The sequence below is a fragment of the Microbacterium sp. MYb66 genome (genome assembly GCF_002979435.1).
Lineage (GTDB): Bacteria > Actinomycetota > Actinomycetes > Actinomycetales > Microbacteriaceae > Microbacterium.
The window spans coordinates 1-16,994 of record NZ_PCOV01000015.1; the positions used below are offsets into that span (position 1 = coordinate 1).

Below are 16,994 nucleotides of genomic sequence, written 5' to 3' on the forward strand. Positions count from 1 at the left end.
AGAAGGGGGAGGGAGGGTGCGGTCGAGCCGGGGGTCAGGGCTTGGTGCCGCCGACGACCGTCGCCTGTACGGGCAGGTCGGGGAGGTCGTCCGGAGAGACGTGCAGCGGGTTCTCCGCCCACACGGCGTAGTCGGCCCGGAACCCGGGGGCGATGCGACCGAGGTCGGCATCGCCCTGGGCCAGGGCGGCGCCCACGGTGTATCCGTGCAGCGCCTGGTACGGGGTGAGCACCTGCGCGGGCTCGAAGACCGGAGCATCGGGGTCGCCCGGCCGACGGCGCAGCATCGACCAGGCGAGGCCGATGCGCGCGTCGTTCTGCGCGATGGGCCAGTCCGACCCGAGGGCGAGGGGCGCTCCGGCATCCCGATAGTCACGCGCACGCCAGGCACGGGCGGCGCGCTCGGGCCCGAGCTTGCGCGACCAGTCGTCCGAGCCGTCGGCCTTGCGCCATTGCATGTGGAGGGGCTGCATCGACGCGGTGATGCCCGCGGCGGCGATGCGGGCGACGTCGCGGTCGGTCGTGGTCTCGAGGTGCTCGATGCGGTGGGGCGCCCCGCCGGCACTGCGCACGCCGGCGGCCAGGTAGGCGTCGACGACCTCTCCGACGGCACGGTCGCCGATCGCGTGCGTCGCCACCTGGAACCCGGCGTCGGCATACCGTCGCACGGTGCGGGCGTAGGCGGCGGCATCCTTCCAGAACGGCTCCAGCCCCGTGCCGGCGGTGTCCGGCTCATACAGCCAGGCGGTGCCGGTCTCGACCACGCCGTCGGCGTAGAGCTTGACCACGCCGCCCCGCCAGCGGTCGCCGCGACGATCGCGCATCCCGAGGTTCAGGGCCGTGCGCTCCTCGTCGAATCCGGGCTCGTGGTCGATCGCCGAGACGATGCGGATCGGCAGCCCGGGGCCCTGCTCCAGAGCGTCCAGCAGCTCGAGGGTGGCGAAGCCGCCGTCCATGATCGTGCCGCCCGTGAGCCCGGAGTCGCGCAGGCCGCGCAGCAGCTCGTGCCCGACGGCCAGGGTCTCGTCGCGGGTCAGCGCCGGTGCGCTCAACCGCACCGGCTCATAGGCCCCGAGTTCGCGCAGCTCGCCGGTCGGGCGCCCGTCGGCATCGACCACGATGCACGACGAGTCGTCGCTCTCGCGTGCTCCGGTGATGCCCGCGCGCGCAAGGCCGGCCCGGCTCGCGAGCGCGGTGTGGCCGTCGAACAGGATCAGCAGCGCAGGCAGCCCGCGCACCGCATCCTCGATCGCCGCCGCCGTCATCGGCAGGTCGTGGAACACGTCGTAGTCGACGTTCCAGCCCCGCACCCAGGGATCGGCGTCCTCGGCGAGCGCACGGTCGGCCTCCGAGCGGAGCGCAGCGAGAAGGGTCGCAGCCGTGGTCAGACCGCCCAGGTCGATCCCGGCCGTCAACTCGATCCCCTGGATCGGATGCAGGTGGGCGTCGATGAGTCCCGGGGTCACGGCGGCTCCGCCGAGGTCGTGCACGACGGTACGCGGGCCGCGCAGTTCCCGGATGAGGGCGTCGTCGCCGACGGCGAGGAAGCGGCCGTCCCGCACCGCGAAGGCCGAGGCGTGCGGGCGGCGCGGGTCCATCGTCACCACGTGCGCGCCGGTGACAATGGTGTCGGCGTCGAAACCGGTCATGGCTGTACCTTCGTCGGTATTGAATCGTTCGGTATTGAAAGAGTTTCAATAAAATACCAGACACCCGAGCAGAATCGAGCACGATGACGAAATCTCCGCGCAGCGTCGGCCGGCCGTCGACGCAGGTGCTCACCGAGGAGCGCATCCTGAAGGCCGCTTTCCGGCTCAGCGCGCAGCGCACGCCGCGCCAGTTCACGATGACAGCTCTCGCGGAATCCCTCGGCGTGCGGACCTCCGCGCTCTACCACCACTTCGCGAACCGCGACGCCGTGATCCGCGCCATGCGCGGTCAGGTCAGCCGCGCGCTCGTCTCCCCCGTGCTGCACGAGATGCCTGTCGAGGACGCGCTCCTCACCTGGGCGCACAGCTACCGCGACGCGGCCATCGCCGCCCCCGAGGCCATGGTGATGCTGGCGACGTCGCCGATCGATGCCGACGAGGGCTCGTTCGCCGACTACGAGCAGATCGCGCGCCTGCTCTCCGCCGACGGCTGGCCCACCGACACGATCGTGGATGCGATCGTCGCCCTGGAGTCCTTCATCATCGGCTCGGCGCTGGATGCCCTCGCGCCTGCCGACAACATGGCACCGGGCGAGCTCGCCCCGACGTACCCGACCTTCGCGGAAGCCGAGACCGCCCGCGCGCGGCTCAGCGCCGACCCCGCCCGCCGCACGTTCGAGATCGGCGTGCGCGCGCTGATCCACGGGCTCGCCGCATGGGCGCACCAGCGCACCACGTAGGCTGGACCGGTGGCATCCCCCGCAGCTGACGACTACCTGAAGACCGTCTACGCGCACACCGAATGGCAGGACGCGCCGATCACCCCCTCGGTGCTCGCCGCCAAGCTCGGCATCGCCCCGTCGTCGGTCACCGAGATGGTGAAGAAGCTCGCCGCCGCCGGCCTCGTCTCGCACGTGCCCTACGGCGCGGTGCGGCTGACGGATGCCGGAACGCTCCGTGCGCTCGCGATGGTGCGCCGGCACCGCCTGATCGAGACCTGGCTGGTGCAGGAGTTCGACTACGGCTGGGACGAGGTGCACGACGAGGCCGAGGTCCTCGAGCACACCATCAGCGACCGACTGCTCGAGGGCATCGACGCCCGCCTCGGACGCCCCCGGTTCGACCCGCACGGCGATGCGATCCCGGACGCCGACGGGCACATCGAGCGCGAGCCGTTCGTGCTGCTCGCCGACGCACCGGCCGGGCACACCGGCCGCGTGCTCCGCGTGGACGACCGCGACCCCGAGCTCCTTCGGGCCCTCGAGGCGCTGGGCCTGGCGGTCGCATCGACCGTGCAGGTCACGGCATCCGGGGTCGAGATCGACGGCGTCCAGACGGCGCTGCCCGAGGGGGCGGCGCAGGTGGTCTGGCTCAGCGCCTGACCGCTCCGCAACACGGTCAGGTGCACATCGCCCGCGGCCTCTAGGCTGAGCACATGGCACAACGAGACGACATCGAATGCTGGCTCACCGACATGGACGGCGTGCTCGTCCATGAGAACGACGCCATCCCCGGAGCCTCCGAGCTGCTCGCCGGATGGGAGAGCGCGGGCATCCCGTACCTGGTGCTCACCAACAACTCGATCTTCACCGCGCGCGACCTGTCGGCACGCCTGCGCATCAGCGGACTGCACGTGCCGGAGGAGCGCATCTGGACCTCGGCTCTCGCGACCGCCGACTTCCTGAAGCAGCAGCTCCCCGGCGGCTCTGCCTTCGTGATCGGCGAGGCCGGCATCCTCACCGCCCTGCACGACGCGGGCTTCATCATGACCGAGACGAACCCCGACTTCGTGGTCGTGGGCGAGACGCGCAACTACTCGTTCGAGGCGATCACGAAGGCGATCCGCCTCATCATCGGCGGCGCGCGCTTCATCGTCACGAACCCGGATGCCACGGGGCCGAGCACCGACGGACCGCTGCCGGCGACCGGCGCCATCGCCGCGCTCATCACCAAGGCCACCGGCAAGGAGCCCTACGTCGTCGGCAAGCCGAACCCGATGATGTTCCGCTCGGCGCTGAACAAGATCGGCGCGCACTCGAAGCGCACCGGCATGATCGGCGACCGCATGGACACCGATGTCGTCGCCGGCATCGAGGCGGGACTGCACACCGTGCTGGTGCTCACCGGCATCAGCGACCAGGCCGAAATCGAGAAGTACCCGTTCCGCCCGGACGAGATCGTGCAGTCGGTGGCCGACCTGCTGCCGCGGATCACCGAGACGATCACGACGGTGAAGACGAAGAAGTAGGCGATGGGCGCACTCGACGAGGGCGAACGGCTCAGGGCGGCGGATGCCGCGGCCTGGCGCGCCTGGCTCGAGGAGAACCATGAGCGGGCGGCGGGCGTCTGGCTGCTCAGTGTGCGCGGATCGTCGGACGGCGTCGGGTACGAGGATGCCGTGCGGCAAGCGCTCTGCTTCGGGTGGATCGACGGCCCGGTGCGCGTCTTCGACGAGGGGACCGACGACCGCGCCACCGGGCAGTGGTTCTCCCCTCGGCGCCCCGGCAGCGGGTGGGCCGCGACGAACAAGGCGCGCATCGCACTGCTCGAAGCCGAAGGGCTGCTCGCCCCCGCCGGCATCCGCGTGCTCGAGGTCGCGAAGACGAACGGGTCCTGGACCGTGCTCGACGGCCCGGAGGCCGGACTAGAGCCGGACGAGCTGACCGCCGCGCTCGACGCGGTGCCCGCCGCGCGCGAGAACTGGGACGCGTTCCCGAAGTCGGTCAAGAAATTCGGGCTCACGCACATCGCGATGGCCAAGCGTCCGGAGACCCGGTCGGCCCGCATCGCGAAGATCGTGGCGGATGCCGCGGAGGGGAAGCGTCCATGAACCAGAGCGACGTGCTGTTCCTGGTGGTCTTCCTGATCCTGCTCAGCTCGCTGACCGTCTTCATCGTGCAGTTCGTGCGCTCCCGCCGCGGACGCGGTGGCTCGGACGACGGCCGCGCGGGCTGGTGGGAAGGCCCGTGGGACGACGACGACCGCAAGCGCTGATCCCGCGGCCGTCTGCTCCCACCGCCGGGCCGCATCCGATCAGGATGCCAGCGAGGCCCCCGGGATCGCGGCGAGCAGTTCGCGCGTGTACGGATGCTGCGGGGCGTCGAAGATGCGCTCGGGCGTGCCGCTCTCGACCACGACACCGCGCTGCATGACGTGCACCTCGTCGGAGATCATCCGCACCACGGCGAGGTCGTGGCTGATGAACAGGTAGCTCAGGCCCAGGCGCTTCTGCAGGTCGGCGAGCAGGTCGAGGATCTGCGCCTGCACCAGCACGTCGAGCGCTGAGACCGCCTCGTCGAGCACCACGAGTTCGGGCTCGAGTGCGAGCGCACGGGCGATCGCCACGCGCTGACGCTGCCCGCCGGACAGCTCGTGCGGCAGACGTTCGGCCATGGCGGCGGGCAGGGCGACCTGCTCGAGCAGCTCGAGCACGCGCGCGTGCCGGGTGGCCGCGGTGCCGATGCGGTGCACGCGCAGCGGCTCGGCGATCGACTGCTCGACCGTGTAGCGAGGGTCGAGCGAGGCGTACGGGTTCTGGAACACCGGCTGCACGCGGCGACGCAGGGCGAACAGCTCCTTGCGGCGGAGCGTGGTCAGGTCGAGCCCGTCGAACAGGATCGACCCCGAGGTGGCGTCCTCGAGTCCGAGCACCATGTTCGCCGTCGTGGACTTGCCCGATCCGGACTCGCCCACGATCGACACGGTCGTACCGCGGCGGATCTCGAAGCTGACACCGTCGACGGCCGTGAACGTCTGCGGCTCCCCGGCCTTGGGGGATCGCAGCGCGAACTCCTTGCGCAGGTTCCGGATCTCGACGAACGGCGTGCCGGTGGCGGCCTCGCGCTGCGGGAGGGCATCGCGGCGTGAGGCGAGACTCGGGGCCGCGGCGAGCAGCTGCTTCGTGTACTCGTGCTGCGGGGCGCCGAGCACCTGCTCCGACGTCCCCTCCTCGACCACCCGGCCACGGAACATCACGACGATGCGGTCGGCGCGCTCCGCTGCGAGCGCCAGGTCGTGCGTGATCAGGAAGACCGCGGTGCCGAGCTCGTCGGTCAGCGCGTCGAGCTGGTCGAGGATGCGTCGCTGCACGGTCACGTCGAGCGCCGAGGTGGGCTCGTCGGCGATCAGCAGGCGCGGCTTGCAGGCCAGCCCCATGGCGATGAGCACACGCTGGCGCATACCGCCGGAGAACTCGTGCGGGTACTGGTGGGCGCGCTGCGCGGCATCCGCGATCCCCACCATCTCCAGCAGTTCCACGACACGCGCCTTCGTGGCGTCGCCGTGCGTGTGGCCGTGCACCTCGAGCGCCTCGCCGATCTGCTCGCCCACGCGCATCAGCGGGTTGAGGTTCGACATCGGGTCCTGCGGCACGAGTCCGATCCCGGCGCCTCGCAGCGAGATCATCGCGTTCTCCGGCAGCTCGGTCAGCTCGCGCCCGTCGAAGCGGATGCTGCCGGCGGTGATCACGCCGTTCTCCGGCAGCAGACGGTTGACGGCGGCGGCCGTGGTCGACTTGCCCGACCCCGACTCCCCCACGATCGCCACGGTCTCCCCGGCGGCGATGTCGATGTTGACGTCGCTGACGGCGGTGACCAGCTCGGAGCCGGTCCGGAAGGCGACGGCGAGGCCGCTGATGCTCAGCACGGGCTCGGTGGTGCTCATGATGTTCTCGTTCCTTCGTTGTCACGGGATATCTGGCCGATGTCGTCCAGGAGTGCGGGGAGCGCCGTGCGCCACAGCGCCTCGGTCGGTGCGGGCGCGGGGGCGAAGAGACGGGTGGAGAGCAGCACCGCGGCGGTGCCGGCGCCCGGCACGATCCCGAGCGCGCAGCCCGTGTAGCCGGGGTGCCAGAGCATCCGGGTCGGTCCACCGCCGACCGCGACCGTGTCGCTGCGCCAGCCCAGCGCCTGCCCGGCGTCCGGCCCGTCGCGGAGCAGTTCGGCCACGGCATCCGGATGCCACAGCTCGGGATGCCGTTCGGGAGCGGCGAGCGCGGCACCCAGGGTGAGCAGGTCGTCGGCGGTGCTGAAGAGTCCGGCGTGACCCGAGATGCCGCCCAAGGCGTGGAAGCTGTTGCCGTCGTTGACGCTGCCCGTGATCTCGTCCTCGCGCCAGGCGAAGTCCCGAGCGGTGGTGAGGATCGGATAGGGCTCGCCGGTGGCGACCATGCGGCGTTCGGCCGCGTCGCCGACCGAGGAGGACGCGACGGGCGGAGCCGCCGGACCGTATCCGGTGCGGGCGAGGCCGAGGGGTGCGGTCACGAGCTCACGGACGGCGGCATCCAGGGGCAGACCGGTGACGGCGGCGATGATGCGGCCGAGGAGCATGAACCCCAGGTCGGAGTAGTGGCGACCCTCATCGAGTCCGTAGCGCAGCGGGAGCGCGTCGGCGGCGGCCGCGGCATCGGAATGCACACGATCCAGGTAGAGCGGCTGCCACTCCCAGAGGCCGGCGCGGTGCTGCAGCAGGTGGCGGACGGTCGTCCCGGGCGCACACGCGGTGCCGGGGACGAAGCGGGTGACCGGATCGTCGAAACCGAGATCGCCCCGACTGACCAGCCGCAGGATCGCGGTCGTGGTCGCGGCGACCTTCGACACCGAGGCGACGTCGAACGCGGTCTCGATCGTCATCGAGGTTCCGGCGAGGTCGGCCAGGCCGCCGGCGGCGATGTCGCGTCCGGTGCCGGAGACGACTCCGGCGACGACTCCCCGAGGAGCGGAATCCGTGGCCAGGACAGCGGCGACGGCCGCGGCGGCGGTCATGCGCGCACCTCCGAGCGGGCGGAGAGGTCGACGAGGATCTCGGGCCGCGCGTCGGGCGCGAGGGCGGTGATGCCCAGCCCCGTGCACGACCCGAGATCGAGCTCATCGCCGGACAGCGCGACGCCACCGGCCACCGGCGAGCTCCGGAGCCAGAAGCCGGCGTCCAGGTCGTGCACGACGCCGGGCGCCACCGCAGCGGCCAGGTGCGCGGCGGCACTCACTCCGACGTGCGACTCCATCATGCAGCCGATCACGATGCCCAGCCCGGCCGCCTGTGCGGCCTCTGCCGCGGCGAGGGCTTCGGCGAGGCCACCCGTCTTGGCGAGCTTGAGGTTCACGAGGTCGGCCGCGCCGCGATCGGCGATCATCCGGACGTCGTGGGCCGTCCGCACCGATTCGTCGGCCATGATCGGGGTGTCGACGGCGGACGTGACCGCGGCGAGTGCGGCGAGGGCGTGCGCGGCGACCGGCTGCTCGACGAGTTCGAGACCGAGTCCCGCGTCTTCGGCGGCGCGGATCACGCGGATCGCGGTCTCGGCATCCCAGGCCTGGTTCGCGTCGACGCGCAGCGTGATGTCGGACCCGACCGTCGACCGCACGGCCCGGAGTCCGGCGATCGTGTCGTGCGCGGCGGAGGCCTTGATCTTGAGGCATCCGAAGCCCGCAGCGACGTGCTCCTCGGACAGCGCCGCCATCTCGGACGGCTCCCCCGCCGACAGGGTCATGTCGGTGCGGATGCGCGAGGTTCTCGAGGAGTTGTTCACCGCGGACTCCGGCGAGAGGTCGGCGACGAGCGGGAGGCCGCGCTGCTGAGCGGCGAGGTCGGCGAGGGCGCACTCGACCGCGCTGCGGGCGGCGGCATTGCCCCACACCGCGCGGGTGAGGAGAGACGCGAGATCGGGATCGGCGGCGTCGCGTCCGAGCACGACCTCGGCGAGCGGCCCCGCAACCGCGGCGGCCACACTCTGCGGACTCTCCCCGGTGACGCGCCAGCTCGTGGCCGCCTCGCCCCAGCCGCTGCGGCCCTCGGCGTCGATGAGCTCGACGAGGACGACCTCGAGGTGGTCTGTCCGCCGCACGGCCGTGACGAACGGGCGCACCAGGGGCGACGGCACCCGGAGCACGCGGATGCACTCCACCACGCTCATGTCCACTCCTTGCGCATGCGCTGCTCGGGCTGACCGAACTCGGGCTGCGTACGGGTCGCGCCGTCCGCGCGCCAACCCTTGGCCTCGTAGAAGCCGATCGAGGGAAGGTTCGCCGCGAACACCCAGAGCGTCGCGGCCTCGGCCCCGGCCTCCTGCAGCTCCGTGGTCGCCCGCCCCAACAGCGCACCGCCGATCCCGCCGCCGTGGGCACGGGGCGACACGTACAGCGAGTGCACGGCCCCGTCGATCCGACCGCCCTCGATCCGACCGCCCTCGATCCGACCGTCCTCGATCCTGCTGTCGTTCCCGGGCGTCGCGGCGTACCGCGTGATCCCGACGATCACTCCGTCCCGCTCTGCCACGAGCACGACCCCCACCGGATCAGCGAGCACCCGGCGCCACAGCGCTTCGGCCCGCTCATCCGTCATCGCGTCGATCGCCGCATCGGGCAGCACGCCCCGGTAGCTCTCCCGCCAGCACGCGAGGAACACCTCGAGCACCCCGGACAGGTCGTCCGGGGTGGCGGGGCGCACCTGGAGGCTCACGATGCCGCGGCCTCCGCGAGGGAGAGGGAGTCGATGGATGCGACGGGCTCCGGCATCTGCAGCGGGCCGACCCCGGGCGTGATGGTGCCGAGGATCCGGGGCTCGCGCGCACCCGTGCCGCCGGGAACGATCGCGGGAACGCCGTGCAGCGTCGACCAGCCGATGAGTGCGAGGAGGATCGCCTCCTTGCTGTCGGCCGCGGCGCCCAGCTCGTCGGCGAGCACGACCTCGGTCCCGGGCAGTGCGGCGCGCAGTCCGTCGAGGATCAGCGGGTTGCGGCATCCTCCTCCCGACACGGCGAGGAAGCCGATGCCTGCCGCCTCCACGTCGCGCGCGACCGTGCGGACCGTGAGCTCGGTCAGGGTGCGCACGACATCGGCGACCGCGATCTCACGGTGCTGCGCGGCGAGGTGCTCGTGCACGTAGCCGAGGTGGAAGTGCTCCTTGCCGGTGCTCTTGGGCGGCGTGAGGGCGTAGTACGGGTCTTCGAGCAGGGCGGTCAGCAGCGCGTCGTCGACCTGTCCGGTGCGGGCGATCGCGGCATCGTCGTCGTATCCGAGCGGGTTGAGGCCGTGCTCGACGATGACCGCGTCGACCAGCGCGTTCGCGGGGCCGATGTCGTAGGCGACGAGGCCGTCCTGACGCACCACGGTCATGTTCGAGATGCCGCCCAGGTTCAGGGCCGCCGACACCCCCGCGCGCGAGCGCAGCAGCAGCTCGTCGAGGAACGACACCAGCGGGGCGCCGTGTCCGCCGACCGTGATGTCGCGGATGCGGATGTCGGAGACCACCGGGGCGCCGACCTTCTCGGCGATCCAGGCGGGCTGCCCGATCTGCAGGGTGCCCAGCGCGTGCGCGCCGTCGACCCAGTGGTACACCGTCTGCCCGTGCGAGCAGACCGCGTCGATGCCGCCGACCTCCGCCGCGATGTCGGCCGCGACCTCGGCGAACGCCTGACCGATGAGGGTGTCGAGCTCCGCCACCTCGGCGAGCGTCGTCTGCGCCGGCGGAAGCGCCGCGATCAGTCGGGCCCGCAGCTCCGGAGCGTAGGGCACGCTCGTCGCCGCGAGGACCGTGCCGTGCAGATCCACACCGTGCGCGGTGAAGCCGCCGCTGGTGGTGAAGTCGACGACGGCGGCGTCGATCCCATCGTGCGAGGTGCCGGAGATCAGTCCGAGGACGCGCATCAGTTCTCCTCCAGTGCGGTGCGCAGCCGACCGTCGGCCGCGCGCAGTCGTGCGGTGGCCGCGGCGAGGTCCTCGCCGCGGCGGATCATGATCGACGCGAGCTTGACGTCGTAGGAAGCCGTCTCCAGAGCAGCCACCGCCGCGTCGCGGTCGGCATCCGCGATGGTCTGCACCATCCGGATCGCCCGCTCGCGCAGCTTGTGGTTCGTCGCCTTCACATCGACCATCAGGTTGCCGTAGGCCTTGCCGTTGCGCACCATCGAGATGGTCGAGAACATGTTCAGCACGAGCTTCTGGGCGGTGCCCGACTTGAGCCGCGTGGATCCGGAGAGCACCTCGGGGCCGACCTCGACCTCGATGCCGTGCTCGGCTGCGTCGCTGAGGACGGTCCCGGTGTTGCAGGACAGCCCGACCGAGAGCGCACCGAGTTCGCCTGCGCGGCGGACCGCGGCGACGACATAGGGCGTCCGCCCGCTCGAGGCGATGCCGATCACGGTGTCGAGCGGGCCGATACCGGCGGCGTCGATGGCCGCAGCCCCCGCCTCCGCGTCGTCCTCTGCGCCCTCGACGGGGTTCACGATGGCACCGGGGCCACCGGCCATGATCGCGAACACCAGCTCCGGCGGCGTGCTGAAGGTGGGCGGGCACTCCGAGGCGTCGAGCACGCCGATGCGACCGGGCGTACCTGCGCCGACGTAGACCAGGCGCCCGCCCTGCGCCATGCGCGCGGCCGTGGCCTCGATGGCCGGGACGATCTGTCCGAGCGCGCGCTGCACGGCGGCTGGCACGGTGGCATCCGCCTCGTTCATCGTCTGCGCGAGTTCGGCCACGCTCATCAGGTCGAGCTCCGCATAGCGGGGGTCGCTCGCCTCCGTGGCGAGTCCGCCGAGGTCCTCCATGGTCATCGCTTTCCTCTGTTCCGGGGGTCGAGACTGTCGCGGAGGCCGTCGCCGAGCAGGTTCAGACCCACGACGAGCAGCACGACGATCACGCCGGGCGCGATCATGGTCCACGGAGCGATCGTGACGAGCGTGCGCGCCTCGAAGATCATCGAGCCGAGCGAGGGAGCCGGCGGCGGGGTGCCGAGACCGAGGAAGCTCAGGGAGGCCTCCGTGAGCACGGCCCAGGACAGCGAGAGCGTGACCTGCACGATGATGATCGACGTGATGTTCGGCAGCACGTGGCGGAACATGGTCGCCATGCGGCTCTGCCCGGTGCTCTTGGCGGCCTTGACGTACTCGACCTCGCGCAGCGACAGCACGGGCCCTCGCGTCACGCGGATGAAGATCGGCACGTAGACGATCGCGATGGCCACGGCGATCGTGAACCAGTTGCGCTCGAACACCGACGCCAGCGACAGGGCGAGCAGCAGCGGCGGGAATGCGAACAGCACGTTGGTGACGGCCGTGATCGCCCCGTCGGAGAAGCCGCGGTAGAAGCCGGCGATGAGTCCGCACACGGTGCCGACGACGGTGGCGAAGGCGACCGCGACGAGCGAGATCAGCGCCGAGTTCGCGACGCCGGCGGCGACGCGCGAGAACACGTCGCGGCCGAACTGGTCGGTACCGAACCAGTGCACGCCCGACGGCGGCTGCAGGCGGGACGGCGGATCCTGCGCGAGCGGGTCGAACGGCAGCAGCCCGAATGCCGACACGAGGCTGAGCACCCCGAGCAGGATGACGATGATGAGGCCGGTGAGCCCGCTGCGGCTGCGCAGCAGGAGGCGCACGCGCTCCATGGTGCGCCCGCCGCCGGGGGCGAGGGCCGAGGTCTGAGAGATGTCGGTCATGCGGCACGCACCCGAGGATCGATGACCCGGTACAGCAGGTCGGTGAGCAGGTTGACGATGACGAAGGCGAGCGCGATCACGAGGACGGTGCTCTGCACGAGCGCGTACTCCTTCTGCTGGATGCCGAGCAGCACCTGTCGTCCGATGCCCGGGAGCGAGAAGATCTGCTCCACCACCACGGCACCGCCGAGGAGGTAGCCGAACTGCAGGCCGGTCATCGTGACGATCGGCACGAGCGCGTTGCCGAGCACGTGCCGCACCTGCAGGCGACGCGGCGGCACGCCCTTCGCCTTCGCGGTGCGGATGAAGTCGTTGGAGCGGATCTCGAGCACCGCGGTGCGGGTCGTGCGCATGATGGGCGCGGCGATGCCGAAGCCCAGCACGATCGACGGCAGCAGCATCTGCTGGAGGTTCAGCAGCGGGTCTTCGAAGAGCGTCGCGTAGCCCTGCCCGTTCGGGTTGAACCCGAACGACGAGGCGAGGATCGCCAACAGCGCGGTGCCGAGGAGGAATGCGGGGATCGAGAGACCGGCGAGGCCGACGACCTGGCCGAAGCCGTCGCGGACCGAGTCGGGCTTCGACGCGGAGAGCATTCCGAGCGGGATGCCGATGGCCAGGGCGATCACGATCGAGAAGATCGCGAGCTCGAACGTGACGGGCAGGGCGGCGAGGGTGAGGTCGAGGACGCTCGTCTGCGCCCGCGACGAGAAGCCGAGGTTGCCGGTGAAGATGTTGCCCAGCCACGAGAAGAACTGCACGAAGAGCGGCTGGTCGAGGCCGTAGTAGGCCTCGAGGGCGGCACGCTGCGAAGGAGTGAGGGCGGCCGCCTCCGTGCCGAGGCCGGAGCTGATCTGGTCGCCGGGGATGGCGCGCAGCATCAGGAAGACGAAGATGGCGACGCCGAGGAGCGTGCCGAGGGCTGCGAGGATGCGTCGCAGCACGCTGTTGCGGAGGAGCTGTCTGAACATGCGAGTGTGTGGGTGCCTGTCGTCGGGGAGGGAGGGGGCGCGGGCCGGCCGCGCCCCCTCGATCCGCTACTTGATGGAGGTGGTCCGCAGGTACTGCAGCGAGCCGTTCACCATCGGGACGAAGCCGTCGACGGTGGATGCCGTGGCCGTGTAGGTGTAGCTCGTGAACAGCCAGATCCACGCCGCGTTGTCCTCGAGGTTCTCGGAGACCTGCGCGTAGATGTCCTTGCGCTCATCGGCATCGGCCGTCTGGCGGCCCTCGGCGAACAGCGCGTCGAGCTCGGGCGAGGAGTAGCCGGCGACCTTGTTCAGGTTTCCGGTGCTGGTGAAGTAGCGCCCGTACATGCCGTCGGGGTCGGGACGACCGCCGTTGAGCGCGACAGCGGCGTCGAAGTCGGCCGCGATCCAGCGGTCGACGAAGGCGCCGGACTCGAGGACCTCGAGCTCGAGCGTGATCTTCGCGTCGGCCAGCTGAGCCTTCAGGTTCTGCGCCTCGTTCACCGAGGTGGCGTACTCGCCCTGCGAGACGATCGTCTTGATGGTGACGCCGTCCTCCTTGCCCGCCTTCTTCAGGTAGTCGGCGGCCTTGTCGAGGTCGCGCTCCGGGCACGGACGTGCGTCGGGGTCGGACTTGTACGCGGGAGAGGTGATGGGTCCGGTGACCTCGCCCTCGCCGAGGGCGGCGGTGTCGAGCACCTCCTGACGGTCGATCGCGCACTGGATGGCGAGTCGGACGTTGACGTCGGTGAGGTCGCCGCGCGTGGCGTTCAGCTGCAGCGCGTGGTAGCTCAGCTGCGGCGTGGTCGCGACCTCGACGTTCGCACCCTCGGCGGTCTGCGCGACGAGCGGGTCGTCGAACACGGCCAGCTGCACGTTGCCGGACTGCATCGCCGAGACGATCGAGGACTCGTCCGGGATCACGCGGAACTCGACGGTGTCGAGCAGGGCGGTGTCGCCCCAGTAGTCCTCGTTCTTGGCGAGCGTGATCGACTGGCTCGCCTTGCGGTCGTCGAGGATGAAGGGCCCCGTGCCGTTCGGCGTCGTGTTCAGGCCTTCCTCGGTGTCGTCCGAGGAGAGCATCGCCATGTTGATCACGGCGAGGTTCGCGGGAAGCGCGGCGTCGGGAGCGCTGAGCGTGACGGTGACGGTCGTCTCGTCGGTGGCCTCGACACCGGTGACGGAGGCGAGCGAGCTGCGCGCCACGGCCGCGGTGGCCTCGGCGGCGATCGCGTCGAGCGAGTACTTGACGTCTTCGGAGCCGAACGTGCTGCCGTCGGCGAACGTGACGCCCTCACGCAGGTGGAAGGTCACGGTGAGACCGTCTTCGGAGACGTCCCAGGACTCGGCGAGGCCGGGGACGACGTTGAGCTCCTCGTCGAACTCGGTCAGCGTGCCGTACAGGTTCTGCAGCACGTTGACGGCCTGGAACTGTGTGGCCTTCCACGGGAACAGGGTGTCGGGATCGCTGGTGACGCCGATGACGAGGTCGCCACCGGCAGCGCCCTCCTCGGGCTTCGGGTCGGACGCGGGTGCGGAACAACCGGTGATCACGAGCGCCAATGCGACGCCCGTGGCAGTGAGAGCGCCGAGTGACGCTCGCCGTGCTGTGCTCATTGCAGATTCCTCCTGGCTGGGGACCGCGTCGCCCAGGGGCTGGTCCAGGCGGTGCTGCCTGACGCCCCGCGAACATCGTCGGTCTGGGTAAGTACCAAAAGTACACGAAAGTCGCTTCTGATGTAACAGAAGTTCCCCTAGTGTATGAGACACCGATCGGAGACCCCATGCCCCATGAAGCCGCCCGCGACGAAGCCGGCGGGCACCCCGTGCTCGTGCGCATGCGCGCCATCCGTCCCGAACTGCGTCCGAGCGAGCAGCGCATCGCCGACCTGTTCCTCACGGATCCCGCCGGCACGGCAGGACTCTCGATCGCGGAGCTCGCGCAGCGCTGCGACACCTCGACGACCTCGGTCGTGCGTTTCTGCAAGCGGCTCGGCTACGAGCATGTGCGGGAGCTCCGCAACCACGTGCTGCGCGATGTGGAGCGGGAGACCTTCGACACCGCAGCGCTCCCCGCCGTGTCCGGCGACATCGACCGCAATGACACGCTCGCCGACATCGTCGCCAAGGTCTCCCTCGCCGAGACGCTCTCGCTCGCCGACACCGCGAAGGTGCTCAACACCGAATCGCTGCGCGCCTCGGTCGAAGCCATCACGTCGTCGACCAGGGTCGACATCTTCGGCGTCGGCGCGAGCTCCATCGTCGGGCTCGACCTGCAGCGCAAGCTCACCCGCATCGGCCGCACGGCACTGGACTGGTCCGACCCGCACGCCGCCTGGACCTCGGCGGCCACGCTCGGGCCCGGAAACGTCGCGATCGCGGTCTCGCACAGCGGCGCCACCACCGACACGATCGAGTTCCTGCTGCTCGCGCGTCGGGCGGGTGCCACGACCATCGCCATCACCAACCACGCCGGGGCCCCGCTGGCCGATCAGGCAGACATCGTGCTCACGACAGCCGCTCGCGAAACAGGGTTCCGGTCGGGCGCGCTCGGAAGCCGGATCGCCCAGCTCATGGTGGTCGACTGCATCTTCATCGGCGTCGCCCAATCGAACTACGACCGCTCGATGGAGGCGCTGCGCGACACGTTCGCCGCCGTGCACCGCGTGCGGACGACCGGAGCGTGACGAACGGAGCGGGGCGCGCGCGAGCAGGGCGCGCGCGAGCAGGGCTCTTCGCCGCGTTCGCGGGGCTCGGCGTCACGGCGGCCCTCGTTCCGGCCATCCTCCCCTCCGCAGAGCGGGCGATCGGCGCCGATCTCAGCGCCGCGGTCCCCGCCCTGTTCGCGGGGCTGCTGGCGGGCGTGCTGGTCTCCGGGCCGCTCCTGACGCGTCGGCCGCCGCAGACCGCGCTCCTCCTCGGCAGCGCGCTGCAGGCTGCCGCCGTCATCGCCGTGGCCGTGGCCGGCACCCCGGCGCTGTTCATCGCCGCAGCGACGGTCGCCGGGCTCGGGTTCGGACTGGTGGAGGCCGCAGGCTCCGTGGCGGCGAAGTCCCTGGCGGTCGGCAGCGCGACCGGGCTGCTCAGCGCCCTGCTCGGCACGGTCGCCGTCTCCGCTGCCGTCACACCGCTGCTGGTCGCCCTCGGCTCCGACATGCGCCCCGCCCTCGGCATCCTCGCGGTGGTGCCGCTCGTCACCGTCGTGATGCTCGCCGGCTCGGCTCCCGCCCCGGCCCGCGAAGACGTGCCCGCGCATCGCGACGTGCGTGGACTGCTCGTACTCCTGCCGTTCGCCGTGGCGCTGCCGCTCTACGTGGGCGTCGAGACCGTGCTCTCCGGCTGGTCCGCCGTGATCCCGGAGCGGATCCTCACGATCGATCCCGGCACCGCCGCGCTGGGGACCTCGGCTTTCTGGGGGCTGATGGCTCTCGGCCGCTTCGGCGCCGCGGGACTGCGTCGACTGTCCGTCGCCCCGGTCGCGATCCTCGCCTCCGCCACGAGCACCGCGGCCGTGCTGATGGCGGCGGCGGGCATGCTCGTCGGACCGGCTCCGGCATGGGCTCTTGTCGCGCTCGCCGCAGTGGTGGTGCTCCTCGCCCCCAGCTACGGCCTCATCCTGGGGCTCGCCCTCGACCGGCTCGACCCGGCCCGCAGCGCCGCCGTCACCGGAGCACTCGTCGCCTGCGGCGCGGTGGGCGGTACCTTCGTGCCCACGCTGATCCTGCTGATCGGTCGGGATCCGGCCTCCAGCACGACGTTCCTCGTCTCGGCCGTGCTATGCGCACTCGTTCCGGTGCTGATGCTGGTCGCGTCGCGGACACCGTCGCAGACACCCGCGGCGAGCTGACACTTCCTCCACACCTCGCGACACCACCGACCTCTTCACAGATGCTGGAATACCGGCGCACCCACCGGCGAAGGCGGCGTAACGTCGTCGATACACCCATCCG

At 71.0% G+C, this 16,994-nt stretch carries 17 protein-coding genes; 7 read left to right on the forward strand and 10 right to left on the reverse strand.

Annotated elements, in window-relative coordinates; all coding sequences use genetic code 11:
• Positions 1–34 precede the first annotated feature (34 nt).
• Positions 35–1,648, reverse strand: a complete 1,614-nt coding sequence (locus CQ045_RS18040) for an amidohydrolase (RefSeq protein ID WP_105726300.1) — start codon at positions 1,646–1,648, stop codon at positions 35–37.
• 83 nt (positions 1,649–1,731) lie between these two features.
• Here CQ045_RS18040 and CQ045_RS18045 point away from each other — a divergent pair, with 83 nt between their 5' ends.
• The 5 genes from CQ045_RS18045 to CQ045_RS18925 are packed head-to-tail and all read left to right on the forward strand — an operon-like array spanning position 1,732 to position 4,642.
• Positions 1,732–2,388 (forward strand): TetR/AcrR family transcriptional regulator, encoded by a 657-nt coding sequence (locus CQ045_RS18045; protein ID WP_105726302.1) that lies wholly within the window; start codon positions 1,732–1,734, stop codon positions 2,386–2,388.
• A 9-nt stretch (positions 2,389–2,397) separates the two neighbouring features.
• Complete coding sequence (locus CQ045_RS18050; RefSeq protein ID WP_105726304.1) at positions 2,398–3,030, forward strand: metal-dependent transcriptional regulator; 633 nt, start codon at positions 2,398–2,400, stop codon at positions 3,028–3,030.
• A 53-nt stretch (positions 3,031–3,083) separates the two neighbouring features.
• Entirely contained in the window at positions 3,084–3,896 is an 813-nt protein-coding gene (locus tag CQ045_RS18055) for an HAD-IIA family hydrolase (protein WP_021198233.1), read from the forward strand.
• A 3-nt stretch (positions 3,897–3,899) separates the two neighbouring features.
• Entirely contained in the window at positions 3,900–4,478 is a 579-nt protein-coding gene (locus CQ045_RS18060; RefSeq protein ID WP_105726306.1) for a YdeI family protein, read from the forward strand.
• Positions 4,475–4,642 (forward strand): hypothetical protein, encoded by a 168-nt coding sequence (locus CQ045_RS18925; protein ID WP_181156637.1) that lies wholly within the window; start codon positions 4,475–4,477, stop codon positions 4,640–4,642. Before CQ045_RS18060 ends, CQ045_RS18925 begins: the two co-directional genes overlap by 4 nt.
• Positions 4,643–4,681: 39 nt before the next feature.
• On the opposite strand, the gene CQ045_RS18065 is transcribed toward CQ045_RS18925, so the two are convergent.
• The 9 genes from CQ045_RS18065 to CQ045_RS18105 all read right to left on the reverse strand — a co-directional run bounded on the left by CQ045_RS18065 (position 4,682) and on the right by CQ045_RS18105 (position 14,661).
• Complete coding sequence (locus CQ045_RS18065; RefSeq protein WP_105726308.1) at positions 4,682–6,310, reverse strand: ABC transporter ATP-binding protein; 1,629 nt, start codon at positions 6,308–6,310, stop codon at positions 4,682–4,684.
• Positions 6,307–7,410: a serine hydrolase gene (locus CQ045_RS18070; RefSeq protein ID WP_105726310.1), complete on the reverse strand. Its 1,104-nt coding sequence runs from the start codon at positions 7,408–7,410 to the stop codon at positions 6,307–6,309. Before CQ045_RS18070 ends, CQ045_RS18065 begins: the two co-directional genes overlap by 4 nt.
• The gene (locus tag CQ045_RS18075; RefSeq protein ID WP_105726312.1) at positions 7,407–8,558 is read right to left on the reverse strand and encodes an enolase C-terminal domain-like protein; all 1,152 of its coding nucleotides are present in this window, start codon (positions 8,556–8,558) and stop codon (positions 7,407–7,409) included. Before CQ045_RS18075 ends, CQ045_RS18070 begins: the two co-directional genes overlap by 4 nt.
• Positions 8,555–9,103, reverse strand: coding sequence for a GNAT family N-acetyltransferase (locus CQ045_RS18080; RefSeq protein ID WP_105726314.1), 549 nt, complete (start codon positions 9,101–9,103; stop codon positions 8,555–8,557). Before CQ045_RS18080 ends, CQ045_RS18075 begins: the two co-directional genes overlap by 4 nt.
• A complete protein-coding gene (locus CQ045_RS18085) occupies positions 9,100–10,290 on the reverse strand; it encodes an anhydro-N-acetylmuramic acid kinase (protein WP_105726316.1) in 1,191 nt (396 codons plus the stop codon). The genes CQ045_RS18080 and CQ045_RS18085 overlap by 4 nt, the downstream gene beginning before the upstream one ends.
• Entirely contained in the window at positions 10,290–11,195 is a 906-nt protein-coding gene (murQ, locus tag CQ045_RS18090; RefSeq protein WP_105726318.1) for an N-acetylmuramic acid 6-phosphate etherase, read from the reverse strand. Before murQ ends, CQ045_RS18085 begins: the two co-directional genes overlap by 1 nt.
• A complete protein-coding gene (locus CQ045_RS18095) occupies positions 11,192–12,079 on the reverse strand; it encodes an ABC transporter permease (protein WP_105726320.1) in 888 nt (295 codons plus the stop codon). The genes murQ and CQ045_RS18095 overlap by 4 nt, the downstream gene beginning before the upstream one ends.
• Positions 12,076–13,047, reverse strand: a complete 972-nt coding sequence (locus CQ045_RS18100) for an ABC transporter permease (RefSeq protein WP_105726322.1) — start codon at positions 13,045–13,047, stop codon at positions 12,076–12,078. The genes CQ045_RS18095 and CQ045_RS18100 overlap by 4 nt, the downstream gene beginning before the upstream one ends.
• A gap of 66 nt (positions 13,048–13,113) precedes the next feature.
• Positions 13,114–14,661 carry an ABC transporter substrate-binding protein gene (locus tag CQ045_RS18105; protein WP_105726324.1) on the reverse strand — a complete coding sequence of 516 codons (1,548 nt, stop codon included), beginning with the start codon at positions 14,659–14,661 and terminating at the stop codon, positions 13,114–13,116.
• Between the two features lie 167 nt (positions 14,662–14,828).
• Here CQ045_RS18105 and CQ045_RS18110 point away from each other — a divergent pair, with 167 nt between their 5' ends.
• Positions 14,829–15,731 (forward strand): MurR/RpiR family transcriptional regulator, encoded by a 903-nt coding sequence (locus CQ045_RS18110; protein ID WP_105726374.1) that lies wholly within the window; start codon positions 14,829–14,831, stop codon positions 15,729–15,731.
• Positions 15,728–16,891, forward strand: coding sequence for a sugar MFS transporter (locus tag CQ045_RS18115; protein WP_105726326.1), 1,164 nt, complete (start codon positions 15,728–15,730; stop codon positions 16,889–16,891). The genes CQ045_RS18110 and CQ045_RS18115 overlap by 4 nt, the downstream gene beginning before the upstream one ends.
• Positions 16,892–16,994: the final 103 nt, after the last annotated feature.

Coding starts and splice junctions, on each gene's coding strand:
- CQ045_RS18095 (WP_105726320.1), bottom strand. CDS start 12,079: ATGACCGACATCTCTCAGACCTCGGCCCTCGCCCCCGGCGGCGGGCGC.
- CQ045_RS18925 (WP_181156637.1), top strand. CDS start 4,475: ATGAACCAGAGCGACGTGCTGTTCCTGGTGGTCTTCCTGATCCTGCTC.
- CQ045_RS18075 (WP_105726312.1), bottom strand. CDS start 8,558: ATGAGCGTGGTGGAGTGCATCCGCGTGCTCCGGGTGCCGTCGCCCCTG.
- CQ045_RS18105 (WP_105726324.1), bottom strand. CDS start 14,661: ATGAGCACAGCACGGCGAGCGTCACTCGGCGCTCTCACTGCCACGGGC.
- CQ045_RS18045 (WP_105726302.1), top strand. CDS start 1,732: ATGACGAAATCTCCGCGCAGCGTCGGCCGGCCGTCGACGCAGGTGCTC.
- murQ (WP_105726318.1), bottom strand. CDS start 11,195: ATGACCATGGAGGACCTCGGCGGACTCGCCACGGAGGCGAGCGACCCC.
- CQ045_RS18085 (WP_105726316.1), bottom strand. CDS start 10,290: ATGCGCGTCCTCGGACTGATCTCCGGCACCTCGCACGATGGGATCGAC.
- CQ045_RS18070 (WP_105726310.1), bottom strand. CDS start 7,410: ATGACCGCCGCCGCGGCCGTCGCCGCTGTCCTGGCCACGGATTCCGCT.
- CQ045_RS18040 (WP_105726300.1), bottom strand. CDS start 1,648: ATGACCGGTTTCGACGCCGACACCATTGTCACCGGCGCGCACGTGGTG.
- CQ045_RS18065 (WP_105726308.1), bottom strand. CDS start 6,310: ATGAGCACCACCGAGCCCGTGCTGAGCATCAGCGGCCTCGCCGTCGCC.
- CQ045_RS18110 (WP_105726374.1), top strand. CDS start 14,829: ATGCCCCATGAAGCCGCCCGCGACGAAGCCGGCGGGCACCCCGTGCTC.
- CQ045_RS18060 (WP_105726306.1), top strand. CDS start 3,900: ATGGGCGCACTCGACGAGGGCGAACGGCTCAGGGCGGCGGATGCCGCG.
- CQ045_RS18100 (WP_105726322.1), bottom strand. CDS start 13,047: ATGTTCAGACAGCTCCTCCGCAACAGCGTGCTGCGACGCATCCTCGCA.
- CQ045_RS18055 (WP_021198233.1), top strand. CDS start 3,084: ATGGCACAACGAGACGACATCGAATGCTGGCTCACCGACATGGACGGC.